20 protein-coding genes and 1 tRNA gene are annotated in these 18,162 nt (G+C 63.7%); 5 read left to right on the top strand and 16 right to left on the bottom strand.

Features of this window, described 5'->3' with window-relative positions:
* Positions 1-55: 55 nt before the first annotated feature.
* Positions 56-1,255, bottom strand: a complete 1,200-nt coding sequence (gene sucC, locus H0274_RS08585; RefSeq protein ID WP_226794593.1) for an ADP-forming succinate--CoA ligase subunit beta — start codon at positions 1,253-1,255, stop codon at positions 56-58.
* Between the two features lie 102 nt (positions 1,256-1,357).
* On the opposite strand from sucC, the gene H0274_RS08580 reads away from it, so the two are divergent.
* Complete coding sequence (locus H0274_RS08580) at positions 1,358-2,161, top strand: 3'(2'),5'-bisphosphate nucleotidase CysQ (RefSeq protein ID WP_226794591.1); 804 nt, start codon at positions 1,358-1,360, stop codon at positions 2,159-2,161.
* Between the two features lie 81 nt (positions 2,162-2,242).
* Here the strand turns inward: H0274_RS08580 and H0274_RS08575 are convergent, their stop codons facing one another.
* Positions 2,243-2,935 (bottom strand): OmpA family protein, encoded by a 693-nt coding sequence (locus tag H0274_RS08575; RefSeq protein WP_226794589.1) that lies wholly within the window; start codon positions 2,933-2,935, stop codon positions 2,243-2,245.
* A 159-nt stretch (positions 2,936-3,094) separates the two neighbouring features.
* Between H0274_RS08575 and H0274_RS08570 the strand changes: the two genes are divergently transcribed.
* Positions 3,095-4,414 carry a hemolysin family protein gene (locus H0274_RS08570; protein ID WP_226794587.1) on the top strand — a complete coding sequence of 440 codons (1,320 nt, stop codon included), beginning with the start codon at positions 3,095-3,097 and terminating at the stop codon, positions 4,412-4,414.
* Between the two features lie 84 nt (positions 4,415-4,498).
* Here the strand turns inward: H0274_RS08570 and H0274_RS08565 are convergent, their stop codons facing one another.
* From H0274_RS08565 to H0274_RS08515, 11 genes are all read right to left on the bottom strand, one after another.
* Positions 4,499-4,918 (bottom strand): DUF3035 domain-containing protein, encoded by a 420-nt coding sequence (locus H0274_RS08565; protein WP_226794585.1) that lies wholly within the window; start codon positions 4,916-4,918, stop codon positions 4,499-4,501.
* On the bottom strand, positions 4,918-5,448 hold the full coding sequence (gene lspA / locus H0274_RS08560; RefSeq protein ID WP_226794584.1) for a signal peptidase II: 531 nt from the start codon (positions 5,446-5,448) through the stop codon (positions 4,918-4,920). The genes H0274_RS08565 and lspA overlap by 1 nt, the downstream gene beginning before the upstream one ends.
* A 120-nt stretch (positions 5,449-5,568) precedes the next feature.
* Complete coding sequence (gene ileS / locus H0274_RS08555; protein WP_226794582.1) at positions 5,569-8,532, bottom strand: isoleucine--tRNA ligase; 2,964 nt, start codon at positions 8,530-8,532, stop codon at positions 5,569-5,571.
* An 82-nt stretch (positions 8,533-8,614) separates the two neighbouring features.
* The gene (locus tag H0274_RS08550; RefSeq protein WP_226794580.1) at positions 8,615-9,670 is read right to left on the bottom strand and encodes a glycerophosphodiester phosphodiesterase family protein; all 1,056 of its coding nucleotides are present in this window, start codon (positions 9,668-9,670) and stop codon (positions 8,615-8,617) included.
* Between the two features lie 25 nt (positions 9,671-9,695).
* Positions 9,696-10,268: a GNAT family N-acetyltransferase gene (locus tag H0274_RS08545; RefSeq protein ID WP_226794578.1), complete on the bottom strand. Its 573-nt coding sequence runs from the start codon at positions 10,266-10,268 to the stop codon at positions 9,696-9,698.
* A complete protein-coding gene (locus H0274_RS08540; RefSeq protein ID WP_226794576.1) occupies positions 10,265-11,188 on the bottom strand; it encodes a bifunctional riboflavin kinase/FAD synthetase in 924 nt (307 codons plus the stop codon). The genes H0274_RS08545 and H0274_RS08540 overlap by 4 nt, the downstream gene beginning before the upstream one ends.
* A complete protein-coding gene (locus tag H0274_RS08535) occupies positions 11,188-11,676 on the bottom strand; it encodes a dihydrofolate reductase (RefSeq protein WP_226794574.1) in 489 nt (162 codons plus the stop codon). Before H0274_RS08535 ends, H0274_RS08540 begins: the two co-directional genes overlap by 1 nt.
* Positions 11,676-12,755: a 5-(carboxyamino)imidazole ribonucleotide synthase gene (locus H0274_RS08530; protein ID WP_226794572.1), complete on the bottom strand. Its 1,080-nt coding sequence runs from the start codon at positions 12,753-12,755 to the stop codon at positions 11,676-11,678. The genes H0274_RS08535 and H0274_RS08530 overlap by 1 nt, the downstream gene beginning before the upstream one ends.
* 11 nt (positions 12,756-12,766) lie before the next feature.
* Positions 12,767-13,276 (bottom strand): 5-(carboxyamino)imidazole ribonucleotide mutase, encoded by a 510-nt coding sequence (purE, locus tag H0274_RS08525; RefSeq protein WP_226794571.1) that lies wholly within the window; start codon positions 13,274-13,276, stop codon positions 12,767-12,769.
* Between the two features lies 1 nt (position 13,277).
* The gene (gene gpmA / locus H0274_RS08520) at positions 13,278-13,976 is read right to left on the bottom strand and encodes a 2,3-diphosphoglycerate-dependent phosphoglycerate mutase (protein ID WP_226794570.1); all 699 of its coding nucleotides are present in this window, start codon (positions 13,974-13,976) and stop codon (positions 13,278-13,280) included.
* Positions 13,977-14,015: 39 nt separating this feature from the next.
* Positions 14,016-14,189, bottom strand: coding sequence for a hypothetical protein (locus H0274_RS08515; protein ID WP_226794569.1), 174 nt, complete (start codon positions 14,187-14,189; stop codon positions 14,016-14,018).
* 112 nt (positions 14,190-14,301) lie between these two features.
* Here H0274_RS08515 and H0274_RS08510 point away from each other — a divergent pair.
* Positions 14,302-14,376 (top strand) — tRNA-Thr (locus H0274_RS08510).
* 103 nt (positions 14,377-14,479) lie between these two features.
* Here H0274_RS08510 and H0274_RS08505 read toward each other — a convergent pair.
* Together H0274_RS08505 and H0274_RS08500 are read right to left on the bottom strand one after the other, a co-directional pair.
* Positions 14,480-14,890, bottom strand: coding sequence for a PRC-barrel domain-containing protein (locus H0274_RS08505; RefSeq protein ID WP_319018213.1), 411 nt, complete (start codon positions 14,888-14,890; stop codon positions 14,480-14,482).
* 181 nt (positions 14,891-15,071) lie between these two features.
* Positions 15,072-15,374 (bottom strand): GNAT family N-acetyltransferase, encoded by a 303-nt coding sequence (locus H0274_RS08500; RefSeq protein WP_226794568.1) that lies wholly within the window; start codon positions 15,372-15,374, stop codon positions 15,072-15,074.
* Positions 15,375-15,439: 65 nt separating this feature from the next.
* On the opposite strand from H0274_RS08500, the gene H0274_RS08495 reads away from it, so the two are divergent.
* The gene (locus H0274_RS08495; RefSeq protein ID WP_226794567.1) at positions 15,440-16,435 is read left to right on the top strand and encodes a threonine aldolase family protein; all 996 of its coding nucleotides are present in this window, start codon (positions 15,440-15,442) and stop codon (positions 16,433-16,435) included.
* Positions 16,432-17,373, top strand: coding sequence for a DMT family transporter (locus tag H0274_RS08490; protein WP_226794566.1), 942 nt, complete (start codon positions 16,432-16,434; stop codon positions 17,371-17,373). Before H0274_RS08495 ends, H0274_RS08490 begins: the two co-directional genes overlap by 4 nt.
* On the opposite strand, the gene H0274_RS08485 is transcribed toward H0274_RS08490, so the two are convergent.
* Positions 17,283-18,119: a Rossmann-fold NAD(P)-binding domain-containing protein gene (locus H0274_RS08485; RefSeq protein ID WP_226794565.1), complete on the bottom strand. Its 837-nt coding sequence runs from the start codon at positions 18,117-18,119 to the stop codon at positions 17,283-17,285. The two genes, H0274_RS08490 and H0274_RS08485, sit on opposite strands and share 91 nt — an antisense overlap.
* Positions 18,120-18,162: the final 43 nt, after the last annotated feature.

Below are 18,162 nucleotides of genomic sequence, written 5' to 3'. Positions count from 1 at the left end.
GAGCGCATTGCGCCCAGGCCCATATTGTTACGCAAAGCGCAAGCGCGCCGTAGCGTCAGGCGGCCTGTTTCACTTCCGCCACGATCTTCTTTGCGGCATCGCCCAGATCATTGGCCGAAACGATCGGCAGGCCCGAATTGTTCAGAATATCCTTGCCCTGCTGCACATTGGTGCCTTCCAGGCGGACCACCAGCGGCACGGACAGGTCCACTTCCTTGGCGGCAGCCACGATGCCTTCCGCGATCGTGTCGCAGCGCATGATGCCGCCGAAGATGTTGACCAGGATGCCCTTCACCGCAGGGTCGGAAAGGATGATCTTGAAGGCCGCCGTGACCTTCTCCTTGTTGGCGCCGCCACCCACGTCGAGGAAGTTGGCCGGGAAGGCGCCATTCAGCTTGATGATGTCCATGGTCGCCATGGCAAGACCGGCACCGTTCACCATGCAGCCGATGTCACCGTCGAGCTTGATATAGGCCAGATCATATTTGGAGGCTTCCACCTCCATCGGATCTTCCTCGGTTTCGTCACGCATCGCTTCCACATCGGGGTGGCGATAGAGCGCGTTGGAATCGAAGCTCATCTTGGTGTCGAGCACCAGCAGCTTGCCGTCTTCGGTTTCGACCAGCGGGTTGATTTCCAGCATCGCGCAGTCGAGCGCCATGAAGGCGTCGTAGAGCTGCTTGGCGAGCTTCTGCGCCTGCTTGTTGAGATCACCCTTCAGTTGGAGGGCGAAGGCCACCGCGCGGCCGTGATGGGGCATGAAGCCCTGCGCCGGGTCGATAGTGATCGTGGTGATCTTTTCGGGCGTTTCATGGGCGACGGTTTCGATGTCCATGCCGCCTTCGGTGGAAACGATCATCGCCACGCGGCCGGTCTTGCGGTCGACCAGCATGGAGAGGTAATATTCAGAGGCAATGTCCACGCCATCGGTGATGTAGAGGCGGTTCACCTGCTTGCCGGCCTCGCCGGTCTGCACGGTCACCAGCGTGTTGCCGAGCATTTCCTTCGCGTTGGCTTCGACTTCCTCGATGCTCTTGGCCAGGCGCACGCCGCCCTTGGCATCGGGACCGAGTTCCTTGAACTTGCCCTTGCCGCGGCCACCGGCGTGAATCTGCGCCTTCACGACATAAAGCGGCCCGGGAAGCTGTTTCGCACCTGCAACCGCCTCTTCCACGGTGAGAGCGGGGTAGCCGGCCGGAATGCCGATGCCGAATTTCGCGAGCAGTTCCTTGGCCTGATATTCGTGAATGTTCATGGGGGACTCGGCTCTTTCAAGGATATGAAGGGAGTGGTTTCGCATAAGCACAATAGGGATGGCTTGAAAAGTGCCGCGCAGCCCTTCAACTGGCATTGTCACATGATCGACCGGCAACGCCTCGAACAGATCGTCCGTGAAGCCGGACAGATCGCCATGCGCCAATGGCCGGGCGCGGGGCATGTGCTGAAAAGCTGGGAGAAGGTGCCCGGCGCCCCCGTTTCCGATGCGGATATGGAGGTCGACGATTTCCTGCGCCGCGAATTGCTGGCGTTGGTGCCCGCCGCCGGCTGGCTGTCTGAAGAAACCGTCGATCATCCCGAGCGACTGGGCAGGGGCCTGTGTTGGCTGGTCGATCCCATTGATGGCACGCGAGATTTCATTCGCGGGCGTAGCGGCTGGGCCGTGTCGGTCGCTCTGATAAGCGCGGGACGTCCGCTGCTGGGAATGCTGGTGGCCCCCGCGCGCGGACCTTCGCCGCAAGGGGAGGAATGGTTCGCCACGGCAGGGCAGGGCGCATGGCTCAATGGCCGGCGCCTGAAGGCCAGCACGAGGCAGGAATTCACGGGATCGCGCGTTCCGGCCGATAGTCTTCCCAAAGAAGACCGGGATCTGGTGACAGTGGAGAAGCCGAATTCCATCGCCCTGCGGATCGCCATGGTCGCGGATAATCGGGCCGATCTGCTGGCCACGCTGCGCTGGGGCTATGAATGGGATATCGCTGCCGCAACGCTGATCGCGCGCGAAGCGGGCGCCAGGGTGAGCGACGCTTTCGGCCAGGCGCTGGTCTATAACAAGCGCGATCCGCGCGCCTTTGGCCTGTTGGTGTGCGCCCCCGCGATCCATCAGGCAGCGGTGGAGCGGCTGGCAGATCGCGCTGCGGTGCTGTCCCGGCCCAATCCATAAAGCCCGGCCCATGAAAAAGCCGGTCCCTGCCCAGAGCAGCGACCGGCCTGTTCATTCAGATCCGATTTTCCGAAGGAAGGCTCAGTTGCCCTGACGGGCGGCGTTCACTTCATCCTGGCTGATCGGAGTGATTTTCAGTTCCACACGGCGGTTCTGCGCGCGGCCAGATTCGGTGGAATTATCCGCCACCGGATAGCGTTCGCCATAGCCGACCGTGGCAACGCGCGCGCGCGAGACGCCGCGCATCGTAAGATAATCGGCCACCGCATTGGCGCGGCGCTGCGACAGGTCGAGATTATACTGGTCGCTGCCGGTGGAATCGGTGTGGCCCATCACGTCGATCAGGCTGTTGGGATAGGTTACCAGACTGGACGAGATAGTATCGAGAGTGCGCTGGAATTCCGGTTTGATCGTGGTGCTGTCCACATCGAAGGTCACGCCATTGGGCAGGTTGACCAGGATGGCCTTGCCGTCCGGCGTTTCGGTAACGTCCACGCCGCTGCCGGCGGTCTGTTCCTTCAGCTCCTTGATCTGCTTGTCCATCGTATAGCCCACGGCCGCACCGGCAACGCCGCCGATGCCCGCGCCCACGATGCGCCCGGTCTTGCCGCCGATCAGGCCGCCCAGAAGGTAACCGCCCAGCGCGCCGCCGACGCCGCCGATCGCCGTTCGGGATACTTTCTTCTCACCGGTGTTCGGATCGGTCACGCAAGCCGTGGTTGAAAGCAGGGCGGCTGCTGCCAAGCTCGAAATGAAAAGGCGCGATTTCCTCATGGCGGAGGCTCCTTTCTGTTTTTCTGCAGGCTTTGGGGGAGTGCCCGCGATAATTCTTGCTGCCTTTCCGGTCTTTACTCGCAGCTGAACGGAATGAAACTCCCCACATGGGTATGTTGCCCGATTTGCGGGGCGGCCAGAATCTGCTAGCGATGTCGCGTGACACCTTTCCCCTGGATCGACGTCCTGATCATTGCAGGACTGATATTGCTCAATGGCCTGTTCGCCATGTCCGAACTCGCCATCGTTTCCGCACGTCCGGCCCGCCTGCAAGTGGCGGCGGAAAAAGGCAGCAAGGCGGCCCAGGCGGCCCTGGCGCTGGAAGCTGACCCGGGCAAATTTCTCTCGACAGTGCAGATCGGTATCACGCTGATCGGTATCATTGCGGGTGCCTATTCCGGCGCCAGCCTGGGCGGACCGGTAGGCGAAAGGCTCGGCCTGCTGGGCATACCCGATAATATCGCGAACGAAATCGGCTTTGCCATCGTGATCGTCCTCACCACCTATTTCAGCCTTGTGGTGGGCGAACTGGTGCCCAAGCAATTCGCCCTGCGCGCGGCGGAACCTATCGCGCTGCTTATGTCGCGGCCCATGGTGGTGCTGTCCAAGGTGGCAGCGCCTTTTGTCTGGCTGCTGGACAAATCCTCTGCCCTGCTGATGCGACTCCTGCGGATCAGCGCACGGGGGGAACATGGGCTTACTGCTGAAGAATTGCAGATGATCTTCGCCGAAGCGACCCGATCGGGCGCGATCGAGGAGGATGAGCGGGCGATCATGGCGGGCATCATGAAGCTGGCCAACCGCCCCGTGCGGGAATTGATGACCCCGCGAACCGAAGTGGACTGGCTGGATCGCAATGCCAGCGACGAGGAAATCCGCGAGGCTATCGCCGCCTCCCCCCATTCCCTGCTGCCGGTGGCCGATGGTTCGTCGGACAAGGTGGTAGGCGTGGTCAAGGTGCGGGAAGTGCTGGCGTTGATGCTGGGGGGGCAGCGGGCCGATCTCGATGCCGTATTGCGCAAGCCCGAAGTGATTCCCGACCAGCTGGACGCCATGGATGCACTGCGCATGCTGCAGCAGTCGGGCACCGGCATGGCCATGGTGCATGACGAATATGGTCATCTGGAAGGTATCGTCACCCCGGCGGACCTGCTGATGGCACTGGTGGGTACCTTTGCCAGCCATCAGGATGAAGGCGATGCGCCGCAGCTGGTGGAACGGGCCGATGGCTCACTGTTGATCGCCGGGTCCCTGCCGGCCGATCAAATGGCCGAAAGGCTGGGGATCACTCTGCCGGAAGACCGTGAATATGCGACGGCGGCGGGCTTCGTGCTGGCGGTGCTGAAGAAGCTGCCGGCGGAAGGCGAAGTGTTTGAAGCGCAGGACTGGCGTTTTGAAGTGGTCGATATGGACGGCCTCAGGATCGACAAGCTGCTGGTCAGCGCGCTGAAGGAACCTGAGCCGGATACTGGCGATTAAAGCCTCTCCGGCTTTTCCCGCTTATCTTCGTCATCACAAAAAAGGCCCGCCGAAGCGGGCCTTTTTCACATCATCTGGAAGCGATCATCCCTGGCCGGGGATCACGGCCTGCGCCTCGCGTCCGTCGCCCTGCGGGGCGGAAACGATGGCGCGGGTAACGGTGCCCTTGTCCACCGTGTGGGTCTGCGTATCGCCCACGGAAGAGCGGATGCCGGCCTCTGCCGAACCAGCCCGGTCCAGCGCGCTGGTTTCCACGCTGGAACGCGGGGCGGTGCCACCGAACAGCGCATCGAGCGCCTGTTGGCTGGCGGTGCCTTCTGCCGGGCGCGGGGCGCCGGGGGCAGGGGGCACAAGGCTGAAATCGGGCGGGACGACCAGCGGCGCCTGGCGCTGCACGGCGAATTCATCCGGCCGTGCGCGATTGAAGATACCGCCGCCGCTGCCGCAGGAGGCAAGCAGAGCCGAACCGGCGAGCAGCATGAGGATCGTGGTGGTCTTGCGCATCAATTCGTCTCCGGGGCCTGTTCGGCGCTCGATTTCTCGGGCTTTTCGCGCAGGAAGATCGCGCGGGCAAGGATAATCACGACACCGACGCTGATCGCGGCATCGGCGATGTTGAAGATCATGAAAGGCCGCCACTCCCCGAAATGGAGATCGGCATAGTCGATCACATAGCCATAGACGGCGCGATCGCGGATATTGCCCAGCGCACCGCCCAGCACGAGGGCCAGCGGCAGGACGTCCCACAGCTTGCGCTCGCGCAGCATCCACACCAGCACTACCAGCGCGATCAGCCCGGTCATGGCAACGAGTCCCCAGCGCATTTCGGCGGAAGTGGCCTGCAGCATCCCCAGCGAGACGCCGAAATTCTGCGTCCAGGTGAGGTTGAAGAAGGGCAGGATCTCGATCTGGCCGCCCGGCTGGCTGCGCAGGGCGATGGGGCCGAGCATCAGGCCCTTCACCCACAGGTCGAGCGCCAGCACGACGGCTGCAAGGCCGAAGCCGTAGAGGCGGTTGCGTGCGGTGCTGGTCACAGCGAGCCAAATCCTTTGTCGTCATGCTGAACTCGTTTCAGCATCCATCGCGCCTCCGGGCCTGTCGCCGCGAAAGGATGAATGGACCATGAAACAAGTTCAGGGTGACGAATGGGAAGGTCAGCCATTCACCACCTCGTCACAGCGATTGCAGAGCGCGCCATCTTCGGTGACTTCCGGGAGGTGACGCCAGCAGCGGCCGCATTTGTGTTTGGTGGTGCGAACGACCGCCATATCAGCCCCCTGTACGGGAGTGACTGACGCCGTGATAAACAATTCAGCCAGATCGACATCGCGGTAATTGCCAAGGATCGCTTCCAAATCCGAGACAATCACTTCCGCTTCGAGGCTGGAGCCGATCACCTTTTCCCGACGTAGAGGCTCAATTGCTTCGCTCACTCGTTGACGTAGCGCACGCATTTCTCGCCATTTCACCACATCGGCATGCGCTTCCGGCAGTTCCGGCCAGACCAGCAGGTGAACGCTGTCGCTGCCCGGATAGCGGCTCTGCCATACTTCTTCCGAAGTGAAGACCAGCACCGGCGCGGCATAGCGGATCAGGGCGTGGAACAGAGTGTCCAGCACTGTGCGATAGGCGCGGCGCTTCGGGTCAGCAGGCGCATCGCAATAGAGGCAGTCCTTGCGGATATCGAAGAAGAAGGCCGAGAGATCTTCGTTGCAGAAATCCGTCAGCGCGCGGACATAGGCGTTGAAATCGAAGGCGTCGGTCGCGCGGCGCAGCTCGGTATCGAGATCGCGCAGCAGGGCCAGCATATAGCGTTCCAGCTCCGGCATCTGGTCTGCCGGCAGGCGTTCCTCCTCGGAAAAGCCGTCCAGCGCGCCCAGCAGATAGCGGAAAGTGTTGCGCAGCTTGCGATACTGGTCCGCCACGCCCTTGAGGATCTCGTCCCCGATGCGGTGATCCTCGGTATAATCGACCGAGAGAGCCCACAGGCGGATGATGTCCGCGCCATATTGCTCCATCACCTTCAGGGGGCTGACGGTGTTGCCGAGCGACTTGGACATTTTCATGCCCTTCTGATCCATGGTGAAGCCGTGGGTCAGAACCGCTTTGTAGGGCGCATGGCCGCGCGTGGCGCAGCTTTCCAGCAGGGAGGACTGGAACCAGCCGCGATGCTGGTCGCTGCCTTCCAGATAGAGGTCCGCCGGCGGGCCTTCATAGCCTTCGGGGCGCAGTAATTCGGGCCAGCGGCCGCTTTCCAGCACGAAGGCATGGGTGCTGCCCGAATCGAACCACACGTCCAGAATGTCGGTGATCCGCTCGTAATCCTCGAGCTTGTAGTCGTTGCCGAGCAGGGTCTGCGCGTTCTCGTCGTCCCAGGCATCCACGCCCTGTTCGCGCACGGCGGCAACGATGCGGGCATTGACGGCCGGATCGTTGAGATACTGGCCGCTCTTGCGATCGACGAACAGGGTGATCGGCACGCCCCAGGCGCGCTGACGCGAAAGCACCCAGTCCGGGCGGCCCTCCACCATCGAGCGGATGCGGTTTTCGCCCTTTTCGGGCACCCAGCGCGTGTCGGAAATGGCCTGCAGCGCCACTTCGCGCAGGGTGCCGGTGCTGGCGGAAACCGCCGCCGCGACTGCGCCGCCCACGCCTTCCAGCGGAGCTACAGGAAACTCCAGCGTTGCCAGCGGCTTGTCCATCGGCACGAACCACTGCGGCGTGCAGCGGAAGATCACCTTGGCCTTGCTGCGCCAGCTGTGTGGATAAGAATGTTGATAGTCTGTGGACGCTGCCAGCAGACCTCCAGCGAGCTTGAGGTCGGTGCAGATCGGCCCGTCAGGCGCGTTGAACTTGGGATTGATGACCGATCCCTGTCCGCCCAGCCATGGCCAGTCGGCACGGTAACGGCCATCGCCTTCCACGGCGAAGACCGGATTGATGCCATGCGCCTTGCACAGGTCGAAATCGTCCTCGCCATGGTCGGGAGCCATATGGACGAGGCCGGTGCCGCTTTCGGTGGTGACGAAGTCGCCGGGCAGGAAGGGGCGCGGGCGGGCGTAGAATTCCAGCGCGCGTTCCCATTCCTCGTCGCTCAGTCTGCCGCCAATTTCGTCATCCCCGCGCAGGCGGGGATCCAGCTCAGCCGTCGCCTCTGGATTCCCGCCTGCGCGGGAATGACGAAGGTAGTTGTAGATCGGATGGCGGGCGGCTGCGTGTTGAAATGCGTTGGACGAAATGGGTCGTTCGGTGTCCACGGAGTCCAGCGCTCGCTTGGCGAACTCCCCAAGAAGTTTATTGGCGACGACAAACTTTTTCCCGCCCGAGGAAATCAACGAATAGTCGACGTCCGGCCCATAGGCCAAAGCCTGGTTCACCGGGATTGTCCAAGGCGTCGTCGTCCAGATCACCGCATAAGCACCGACCAACTCGGGTGCATTTGGCGCTGCTATGATCTCGAAGGCCACGTCGATCTGGGTGGAGGTGATGTCCTCATATTCCACCTCGGCCTCGGCCAGCGCCGTCTTTTCGACGGGCGACCACATCACCGGCTTGGCGCCGCGATAGATCATTCCGGCTTCCGCGAATTTCAGCAGCTCGCCCACGATGGTGGCTTCGGCCTGGAAATCCATGGTCAGATAGGGATGGTCCCAATCGCCATTCACGCCCAGGCGCTTGAGCTGTTCGCGCTGCACATTCACCCAGTTCTGGGCATAGGCGCGGCATTCGGCGCGGAATTCCTTGGCGGGAACCTCGTCCTTGTTTTTCTTCTTCTTGCGGTATTCTTCCTCGACCTTCCACTCGATGGGCAGGCCGTGGCAGTCCCAGCCGGGCACATAGGGCGCGTCCTTGCCCAGCAGGCTCTGGGTGCGGACCACCATGTCCTTCAGGATGTGGTTCAGCGCATGGCCGATATGCATGTCGCCATTCGCATAGGGCGGGCCATCGTGCAGGATGAACTTTTCCACGCCTGCGCGGGCGGCGCGCAGCTTTTCATACAGCCCTTCGGCCTGCCAGCGCGCAAGAATGCCCGGCTCCTTCTGGGGGAGGCCGGCCTTCATCGGGAAATCGGTCTTCGGAAGGAAAACCGTGGGACGATAATCGCGCTGTTCTGACATGGATGGGCCGTTAGAGCAAAGAACCGGCGTGATAAAGACTATCCGCGCGCTGCCCGATGGCCGCCGCCGGTTTTTTCAAGGATTATTGCGCTGCCCGGCGCTTCTCCAGCCCGGCTTCGGCACGCTTGATTTCATCCTCGCGCCTTTTGTCGAGCGAGGGATGCAGGGCGGGGCCCACGGTCCACATATCGTCGATCCAGATATAGCCGTTGAAGGTGGAGGGAATCTCCCCGATCTGTTCGGGCAGGGACAGGCCGCCCAGCGGCGAATTGTCGCGGGCGGGCGGGGCAATCACGATTCGCCCGCCTTCTGCCTCCATCCGCCCGATCAGGCGATTGGGCCAGCCCCACAGGAAGAAGCTGTTCTCCATCGTCACCAGCATGGTGCCGCCTTCGCAGCTTTCGGGCAGGATGCCGGTCCAGCCGGTCAGCATGTAATCGTCCCGGCAAGCCTTCGCCTGCTCCACACTCCAGCTCCAGGCCTTGGGGAAATGTTCCGAAATCCGGTGGATCGCGGTGGTGCTGCCGGAAAAGCCGTCCCGCGGATTGTCCATGTCGCGCAAAGATCCTCGCAGCGTGCGGGCCAGCAGATCTACATCGGCGGGAGTGAAGCCGTTCAGATTGAACAGGAGCGGCGTATCGGGGAAGGCAGCCAGCAGATCGTCCAGCGAAGGCATGGCGCTCAGGCCCTTGCCGCGCAGGGGGAAGGTCTTGCCACCATCGGCCGTATAGCCATAGCCGATATCGAGCTGCTTCAGCTCCTCCATCGTCTTGCCGCGCACGGGCCCCTCGCCATTGGTCCGGCAATCGAGCGCTTCATCGCGGAAGATCGCGAATTTGCCATCGGCCGTGGGGACAAGGTCCACCGCCAGCATCCCCGCGCCCAGCCGCCGGGCCTGCGAGAGGGAGGCCAGCGTGTTCTCGATGAAATCATGCACTGGCGGCTCTATCTGCATGGCGTCGCAGCCATTGGGGCCGGGGCCTGCCGCATATTGCCCGATACCGCGATGGGCGACCTTCCACGGGGTGCCGCGCGGTGTATCGGCCAGCCAGCTCGCATTGGTGAAGGTCAGGCCCACAAATCCCAATGCCAGCACCAATGCGGCCCCGCTGAGCCCGATTCGCCAAATGCCCTTCATGAATTCCCCCTTTGGAAGGAGGCTTTTATCTGGCGGTGCGCCAGTCGATCAATCGCGCATATGGCCCGCTGCGGATGAAATTATCCCAGCGCGTTTCCCAGAAGGTCAGATCGCCGCCCCAGGGTGGGCTCCAGTCCCGCACGGGGCGTGATCCGAGCGCGGCCGCGGTGCGTTCGCTGCCTTCATTGCCCTTGAGGATGCAATGCACCACCCGGTCATGCCCCAGCGCTTCCTTGCACCACACCAGCGCGGCGGCGGCGCCTTCCACGGCATAGCCGCGCCTTTGGTGCTCGGGGAAAATCGCCCAGCCCACTTCGAAATCGGGCCAGCCCGGCGGGGCGAAGGGCCCCAGACGGCCGATCGGCTTGTCGCAGCCTTTCAGCGTTACCACCCAATTGCCGAAGCCTTCGAGCGACCAGCTGCCATTGACCAGCGCCATGGAGCGCCAGGCTTCCTCGCGATTGAGGGCGCGCCCTTCGCGCGAGATGGTGCGGGCAAATTCGTCCTTCGCCAGGGCCGCCATGAACGGCTCCCTGTCCGAAGGCTGGAAGCCGCGCAGCACCAGCCGCTCGGTTTCCAGCACGGGGATTGCGGTCATTTCAGAAGCTCGCGTGCGCGGTCGCAGTCGCGGTTCATCTGGGCAATCAGCGCGTCGAGTGAATCGAACTTCGCTTCCGGCCGCAGGAAGTGGCGGAACTGCACTTCCACCTCGCGGCCATAGAGATCGGCGGAGAAATCGAAGAAATGCGGCTCCAGCAGCTCGATCGGCGGCTCGAATTGCGGGCGGATGCCGATATTGGCGGCGCCTTTCAGCTGCTCGCCCGTATCCAGCACCGTGCCGGTGATCGCATAGATGCCGAAGCGGGGGCGCAGATAGGCGCCCAGCGCCATGTTGGCGGTGGGAAAGCCGATTTCGCGGCCGCGCTTGTCACCATGCTGGACAGTGCCGCGCACGGCGAAGGGGCGAGTCAACAGGCGCGCGGCCACTTCGCATTCGCCGGCCTTCAGCGAATCGCGGATACGGCTGGACGATACGATCATGCCGCTTTCCATCACGGCCGGCACGGCGCGCGCGGCGATGCCCTTGGCCTGACCCAGCGCCACCAGCGTTTCGCGATTGCCGTCGCGGCCCTTGCCGAAGGTGAAATCCTCTCCCGTCACCACGCCTGCCGCGCCGATGCGCTGGGCCAGCAGGGTGCAGACGAAATCGTCGGCATGGGTGGTGGCCAGCTCGTCATCGAAATGGAACACCAGCATGGCGTCCGCCCCGGCGGCGGCGAACAATTCCTCGCGTTGGTCCAGCGTGGTGAGGCGGAAGGGTGGCACATGCGGCGCGAAATGGCGCACCGGATGCGGATCGAAGGTTGCGATGATCGCGGGGCGGCCTTCGCTGCGCGCCCATTCCACCGCCTCACGGACCACGGCCTGATGGCCCAGATGGAAGCCGTCGAAATTGCCCAGCGCCACGATCGCGCCGCGCAGGTTTTCGGGGATCGGCTGGCGGTGGTCGAGGCGCATCAGGGGCGTTTCTCCAATGTGACGAAAGCGTAAGGGGGCCAGCCGTCGGCGGCGGGATGCTCCTCGCGCGCCACTTCGTGCCATTCGGGGCCGGGATAGGGCATGGTCACATCGCCCTGCGTATCTTCTTCATGCACTTCGGTGAGTTCGAAGCGCGTGGCGAGCGGCAGGAACAGGGCAAAGATTTCCGCCCCGCCGATGATGGAGACATCGCCTTCGCCGGCCATATCCAGCGCCTGTTCCACTGAATGCGCCACTTCCGCCCCTTCGGCCTGCCATGCTTTATCGCGCGTGAGGACGATGTGGCGGCGGCCGGGCAGCAGGCCGGGCAGGCTCTCGAAAGTCTTGCGGCCCATCACCATGGGCGTGCCCATGGTCAGCCGCTTGAAGCGGCGCAGATCCGCGGAAATCTGCCATGGCACCTGACCGTCACGCGCAATCACGCCATTGCTGCCGCGTGCGACGATGAAGACGACATCCCGCGCCATCAGCGGATCACCTTGGTCACATGGCCCATCTTGCGCCCTCCACGTGCCTCGCTCTTGCCATAGAGGTGGAGGTGGTTCGCCCCGTCGGCAAGGATCGGCAGCACGTCCAGCGCCTCATCGCCGATGAGGTTGCGCATCACTACGTGTCGTCCCGCCAGCGCCGTATTGCCCAGCGGCAGGCCGCAGATCGCGCGGATGTGGTTCTCGAACTGGCTCGTTTCCGCGCCTTCGATGGTCCAGTGGCCTGAATTATGCACCCGGGGCGCCATTTCGTTGAATACCGGGCCTTCCGCCGTGGCGAAGAATTCGCAGGAGAGGACGCCGACATAGTCCAGCTCTTCCGCCATGCGCGAGGCGAAGTGGCGGGCCTCTGCCACCTGTTGCAGCACCACTTGCGATGCGGGCAGGGTGGAGGTTGCCAGGATTCCGCCGACATGGACATTCTGCGCGCTGTCCCAGAAGCGGACTTCGCCATCCAGCCCGCGCACCAGAATCACGGAGAATTCTGCCGCGAAAGTAACGAAGCCTTCCAGCACGCAAGGCTGGCCGCCGATTTCCTGCCAGACTAGGCCTGCGTCTTCCCCGCCGGAAAGGCGGATCTGGCCCTTGCCGTCATAGCCCAGGCGATTGGTCTTGAGGATCGAGGGCGTGCCGATCTCGGCAATGGCAGCGGCGAGTTCCTGCGCCGATTCGACCAGCGCGAACGGCGCGGTCACCCCGCCGCATGCAGTGGCGAAGGTCTTTTCGCTGCTGCGCGACTGGGCGATTTCCAGCACCCGGGGGCCGGGGCGCAAGGGCGCGATATCGGCAATCATCGCCAGCGGGCCGGCAGCGACATTCTCGAACTCATAGGTGATCACGTCGCACTGATCGGCGAAATCTGCCAGAGCCTGCATGTCGTGCCAGTCAGCGCGGGTCAGCTGCGCGGAAACCTCGCCCGCCACGCTTTCCGCCTCGGGGGCGTAGATGTGGCAATTATAGCCGAGCTGTGCCGCGGCAACGGCCATCATGCGGCCAAGCTGGCCGCCACCGAGTATGCCTATCGTGGCGCCGGGAAGAACCGTGGCGGGAAGAAGCATGGATTGCGCTTTCAGTCGTCGGAAGGCTTTTCAGCCACCGATGCCGTATTGGCCGCGCGCCAGGCCTTCAGCCTGTCCGAAAGGGCAGGGTCCGACAAAGCGAGGATCGCGGCGGCGTGAAGCCCCGCATTGGTCGCGCCCGCCTCGCCAATGGCCAGCGTGCCCACGGGAATGCCCGCCGGCATCTGCACGATGGACAGCAGGCTGTCCTGCCCGGACAGCGCCTTGGATTTCACCGGAACGCCCAGCACGGGAAGATGCGTGAGCGAGGCGACCATGCCCGGCAGATGCGCCGCGCCGCCAGCGCCCGCGATGATCACATGGAAGCCCTGCTGTTCGGCCGAACGGGCGAAATCGAACATCCGTTCCGGCGTACGGTGAGCGGATACGATTCGTGCATCATAGGCGACGCCCAGATCGTCGAGCACCTTGGCGGCGCATTGCATGGTCGGCCAGTCGGACTGGCTGCCCATGATGATCGCCACTTTCGGGGCCCCACTCGGTGCAGTTGCTTCCCCCATCTTACCTGTCCTTCAGATAATGCCGTTCGCCCGGCACCAGCGCATCGTTGAAATCATAGACGATCGGCTGGCCGGTCGGGATTTCGAGCCCGGTGATGTCCGCATCGGAAATGCCAGACAGGTGCTTGACCAGCGCGCGCAGCGAATTGCCATGCGCCGCCACGATCACCGTCTTGCCGGCGGCAAGCTCGGGCAGGATCGTGCTTTCGTAATAGGGCAGTACGCGCGCGATCGTGTCCTTCAGGCTTTCGGTCGCGGGCACGTCGATTCCGGCATAGCGCGGATCGGCGGAGAGATCGAAGGGGCCGCCCTGGTCCATCGGCGGCGGCGGCACGTCAAAGCTGCGGCGCCAGATCTTCACCTGTTCATCGCCATGCTTGGCGGCGGTTTCTGCCTTGTCGAGCCCGGTCAGCCCGCCATAGTGGCGCTCGTTCAGGCGCCAGTCCTTGGTTTCGGGGATCCACAGGCGGCCGCAATGGCGCAGCACGATGTGCAGCGTGCGGATCGCGCGGGTCTGCAGCGAGGTGAAGGCGCAGGTGGGCAGCAGGCCCTTGGCGCCCAGAAGCTCGCCTGCGGCGCGTGCTTCGGCGATTCCCTGATCGGTCAGATCGACGTCCCACCAGCCGGTGAAACGGTTCTCCAGGTTCCACTGGCTCTGGCCGTGGCGGACGAGGATAAGGCTGGCGCGGGGAGTGGACACGGGCAATCTGCTCCTGAGATCGGTCGGGAGCACGTCGCCCTAGCTTTTCGAAGCCTCTTTGGGAAGGGCGGCGTTCTCGCCTTCCTGATCGGCCGGGAATGTGGCGGTGCGGGTGTCCATTTCGCGGGACTGGGCTTTGCGGCGGCGCAGGTTTTCGCGCAGCTTTGCGGCAAGCCGTTCTTCGCGGGAAAGCGGGGCGGGATCGTCCTTCATCGTGAAAGGGCATTGCCGCAGCCGGGCAGTGCTTGACAAGCCCCCCGCGCCCCGCCAATAGCGCGCCCCTGCCGGTCAGGGCTTTGTCTCTGCCCCGCAGATGAAATGGTTGGCTGCTGTAGCTCAGTGGTAGAGCGCATCCTTGGTAAGGCTGAGGTCGGGAGTTCAATCCTCCCCAGCAGCACCATTTCCCTTCTTCCGCCGTTCTCAAACGAAAAGGGCCCCGGCTTTCGCCGAGGCCCCGGGACCGGTGCGTATGCGTCGAACCGACCGGCCCGATTTATCCGGCGTCAGTAGAATACGCCGTAATAACGATAGAGGCCGGCACCGTAATTCGCGTCGAATACCGGAGGGGCATCGCTGGTGTAATAGGGCGCGTCGCGCAGCTTTTCCTTGTCGAGCGCCACGACATAGCCGTCCCGGTCGGTGTCATATTCCAGCGCGTCCCAGGGAATCGGGTGATAGCTTTCACCCAGGCCCAGGAAGCCGCCGAAGCTCATCACCGCATATTTCACCTGTCCGCTGCGCTTGCCGATCATCAGGTGATCGACATGGCCCAGCTTTTCGCCATCGGTCGAATAGACGGCCGTGCCATCGACCTTGTCGGATGAGATCAGGTCGCGCGTTTCCTCGTGCTCCACCGTGCGGCGATCATCGGACGAAAGGGGCTGGCCGATCGTGTCGTTGGTCATCTGGTTCATGTCGCATCTTCTCCGTTGGTGTTGAAGGCGATGGCTGATGTGTGGCGTGCGGGCTGGGGCCGCTGCGCCGCCATCACTCATGTTCACTCAACGGGAAGAACGGAGGCCCTGTTCCGACACTCATCGCAACTCCGGCGCGGGTCGGCGGGAGGCGGGCAGGGGCTGCGGTCAGGAGATGCGGTCAGGCGCGCAAATCGGCCCATTCCGGGTGCCGCTTGAACTGCGCGGCGACATAGGAACATTCCGGATCGATGCGGAAACCCTGTTCGCGTGCATCGGCAATCAGGGCCTTCACCAGTTCCCCGGCAATGCCGCGCCCGCCGATTTCCTTGGGCACCAGAGTATGTTCGGCCGTGCGCACGCCGTCTTTCTGCACCCAGGTGAGGCGGCCGATGAAGTGGCTGTCCGCCGGATGGGCGCGATATTCGCCGTGATCGCCATGATCGATACGGGTGATGGGCCCAATGTTCGGTGAGTCTTCCATGGGATGCTCCTTCTGCCTGCGGGGGGAATCTTGCACAAGGCACGGCGCGGGTCCATGGCGCGGCGATGCAGTTCCTTTCCGACAATGCGGCGCGCGTGCATCCGGCGGTCTGGGCGGCGATGCAGGGGGCCGATTCGGCTGACCGGCCCTATGATGGGGATGCCCTGTCACAGCGGATGGACGAGGCGTTTTCGGCGCTGTTCGGGCGGGATGTCGCTGCGATCTGGGTCGCCACGGGCACGGCGGCCAATTGCCTGGCGCTTACCACCATGGTGCAGCCCCATGGCGGAGTAATCTGCCACCGCGAGGCGCATATCGAAATGGACGAATGCGGCGCGCCGGGGTTCTACCTGCATGGCGCCAAGCTGCTGCTGGCCGATGGCGAAGGGGCAAAGCTGACGCCGGAGGGAATCGGCGCGGTGCTGGCAGGCATTACCCGCGGCGTGCATCAGGTGCCGGCGCAGGCGATCTCCATCACTCAGGCCAGCGAATATGGCCGCGCTTATCGCCCGGAAGAGCTGGAGGCCATTGGCATGCTGGCGAAGGAGCATGGCCTTGGCCTGCACATGGACGGCGCGCGCTTTGCCAATGCCACTGCTTTCCTGAACTGCGGGCCCGCCGAATCGGCCGGGCCGGTCGATGCGCTGAGCTTCGGCTGCGTGAAGAATGGCGGGATGGATGCCGAAGCCATTGTGTTCTTCGATCAGGAGCAGGCCGATCTTGCCCGCTGGCGCCGCAAGCGGGCGGGGCATTTGCAGTCCAAGGGGCGTTACCTCGCCGCGCAGGTTCTGGCGCTTATCGAAAACGGCCTGTGGCTGGAAAACGCCCGCGCAGCCAATGCGGCGGCGCGTGAAGTGGCCAGCGGCGCGGCGGATCGCCTGCTGCACCCGGTGGAGGGCAATGAAGTTTTCCTGCGCATGACCGGGGCGGAGCGTGCCGTGCTGCGGGCTCAGGGTTTCGCCTTTTACGATTGGGACGATCAGGCCGTGCGCATGGTCGCAGCCTGGGATACTCCGCCGGAACATGTCACCGCGCTGGCACGGGCGATTGCTTCCCTATGAGTGATTCGCATGCGGATGGCGCGGCGCAATCGCTGCTGCGGCCCGCCATCATCATTCCCTTCACGCTCACCGCGCTGATCTGGGGCGGCACCTGGTTCGCCATCAAGGACCAGCTTCATGCCGCACCCGCCAGTTGGTCGGTCACCTGGCGATTCGCGGTGGCGGCGATGGGCATGGGCGTGCTGGTGCTGGCGCGTCGGCAAAGCTTCCGCCTGAGCCGGGAAGGGCATGTCGTGGCGGCGCTTTTCGGACTCACCCAGTTCTGCCTCAATTTCAACCTGCTCTATCGCGCGGAAGCCTATCTCACTTCAGGCATCGTCGCGGTGATGTTCGCCATGCTGATGCTGCCCAATGCGCTGTTGGGGCGCGTTTTCCTGGGGATCAGGGTGCCGGGGCGCTTCGTGGCGGGAACGCTGGTGGCGCTGGCGGGGATCGGGCTGCTGTTGCTGCACGAAGCGCAGGTCGCGTCCCTGGCTGGCGGGCTGGCGAGCGGAGGGATTGCTAAAGGCATCGCGCTGGCCTGTGCGTCGATTCTTGCGGCGTCGGCGGCCAATGTGATGCAGGCCGGGCAGACCGCGCGGCGGCAGCCCATTCTCGCCATGCTGTTCTGGGCGCTGCTGTGGGGCGCCCTTGGCGATTTCGGCATTGCCTGGGTGCTCGCAGGTCCGCCCGTGCTGCCGCTGGACGCGCGCTATGTCTCCGGAGTCCTTTATCTGGGAATCATGGGATCGGTGGTGACGTTCCCGCTCTATTTCACCCTGATCCGCGAATTGGGACCGGGCCGTGCGGCCTATAATGGCGTGGTCGTGCCGATTGTCGCCATGCTGATCTCCACCCTTGCGGAAGGCTATCGCTGGTCGCTGGTTTCGGCTGCCGGGGCCGTGCTGGCGCTGCTCGGAATGGTGCTGGCATTAAGGGCGCGCAGCCCCTCCCGATAGGTCGGGAAGGCAGGTTTCCAGTCCAGCACCCGCTTGGCCTTGCCATTGGCAATACGGCGATTTTCTGTATAGAAAGCAAGGGCTTGTGGGCTAAGTCCGGCCTCCTCCAGCGTCACCATCGGCGGCGAGGGAACGCCCAGCAGTCGGCAGGCTTCTTCAATGACTTCGTTTTGCGGGCAAGGATAATCGTCCGCCAGATTATAGGCCCCGGCAGGCGCGTTCACTGCCTTCACCACGCCGCTGGCAATGTCTTCCACATGCACCCGGCTGAACACCTGGCCGGCCACGGAAATCCGCCGCGCCTTGCCGTCCCGCACCCGTTCCAGCGCGCTGCGACCCGGCCCGTAAATGCCCGGAAGGCGGAACACATGGCCCCCCATTTCCAGCCAGTGCGCGTCAATTGCGGCCCGCGCGGTGCGCCTGCCGCCGCCAATATTCGCGCCCTCGTCGATCCAGGCCCCGCCGGTATCGCCATAGACGCCGGTGGAGGAGAGATAGCCCAGCCACCTGCCCGCCAGCGCCGCGCCATAGCGCTCCAGCACAGGGTCCAGTCCGCTTTGCGGATCGGGGGGAACGGAGGAGATCACATGGCTTGCCAGATCCAGCGCGTCATGCACTGCCTGGTCGTCATCGAAGGCGATATTGCCCCGGCGGCCCGTTGCATCGACCTGCCAGCCCTGCGCGCGCAGGCTGCTGGCGATGAAGCTGGCCGTATATCCAAGGCCGAAGATCAGGAAATGCGCCATTGGCCCAATCTAGCCATTGGATGCGGCCTGCAAAGCACTTAAG

The sequence above is a fragment of the Fulverythrobacter ferritrahens genome (assembly GCF_020539485.1).
GTDB lineage: Bacteria > Pseudomonadota > Alphaproteobacteria > Sphingomonadales > Sphingomonadaceae > Andeanibacterium > Andeanibacterium ferritrahens.
Note: the sequence above shows the minus strand (reverse complement) of the source record. Positions and strands in the feature narration are given on the sequence as shown.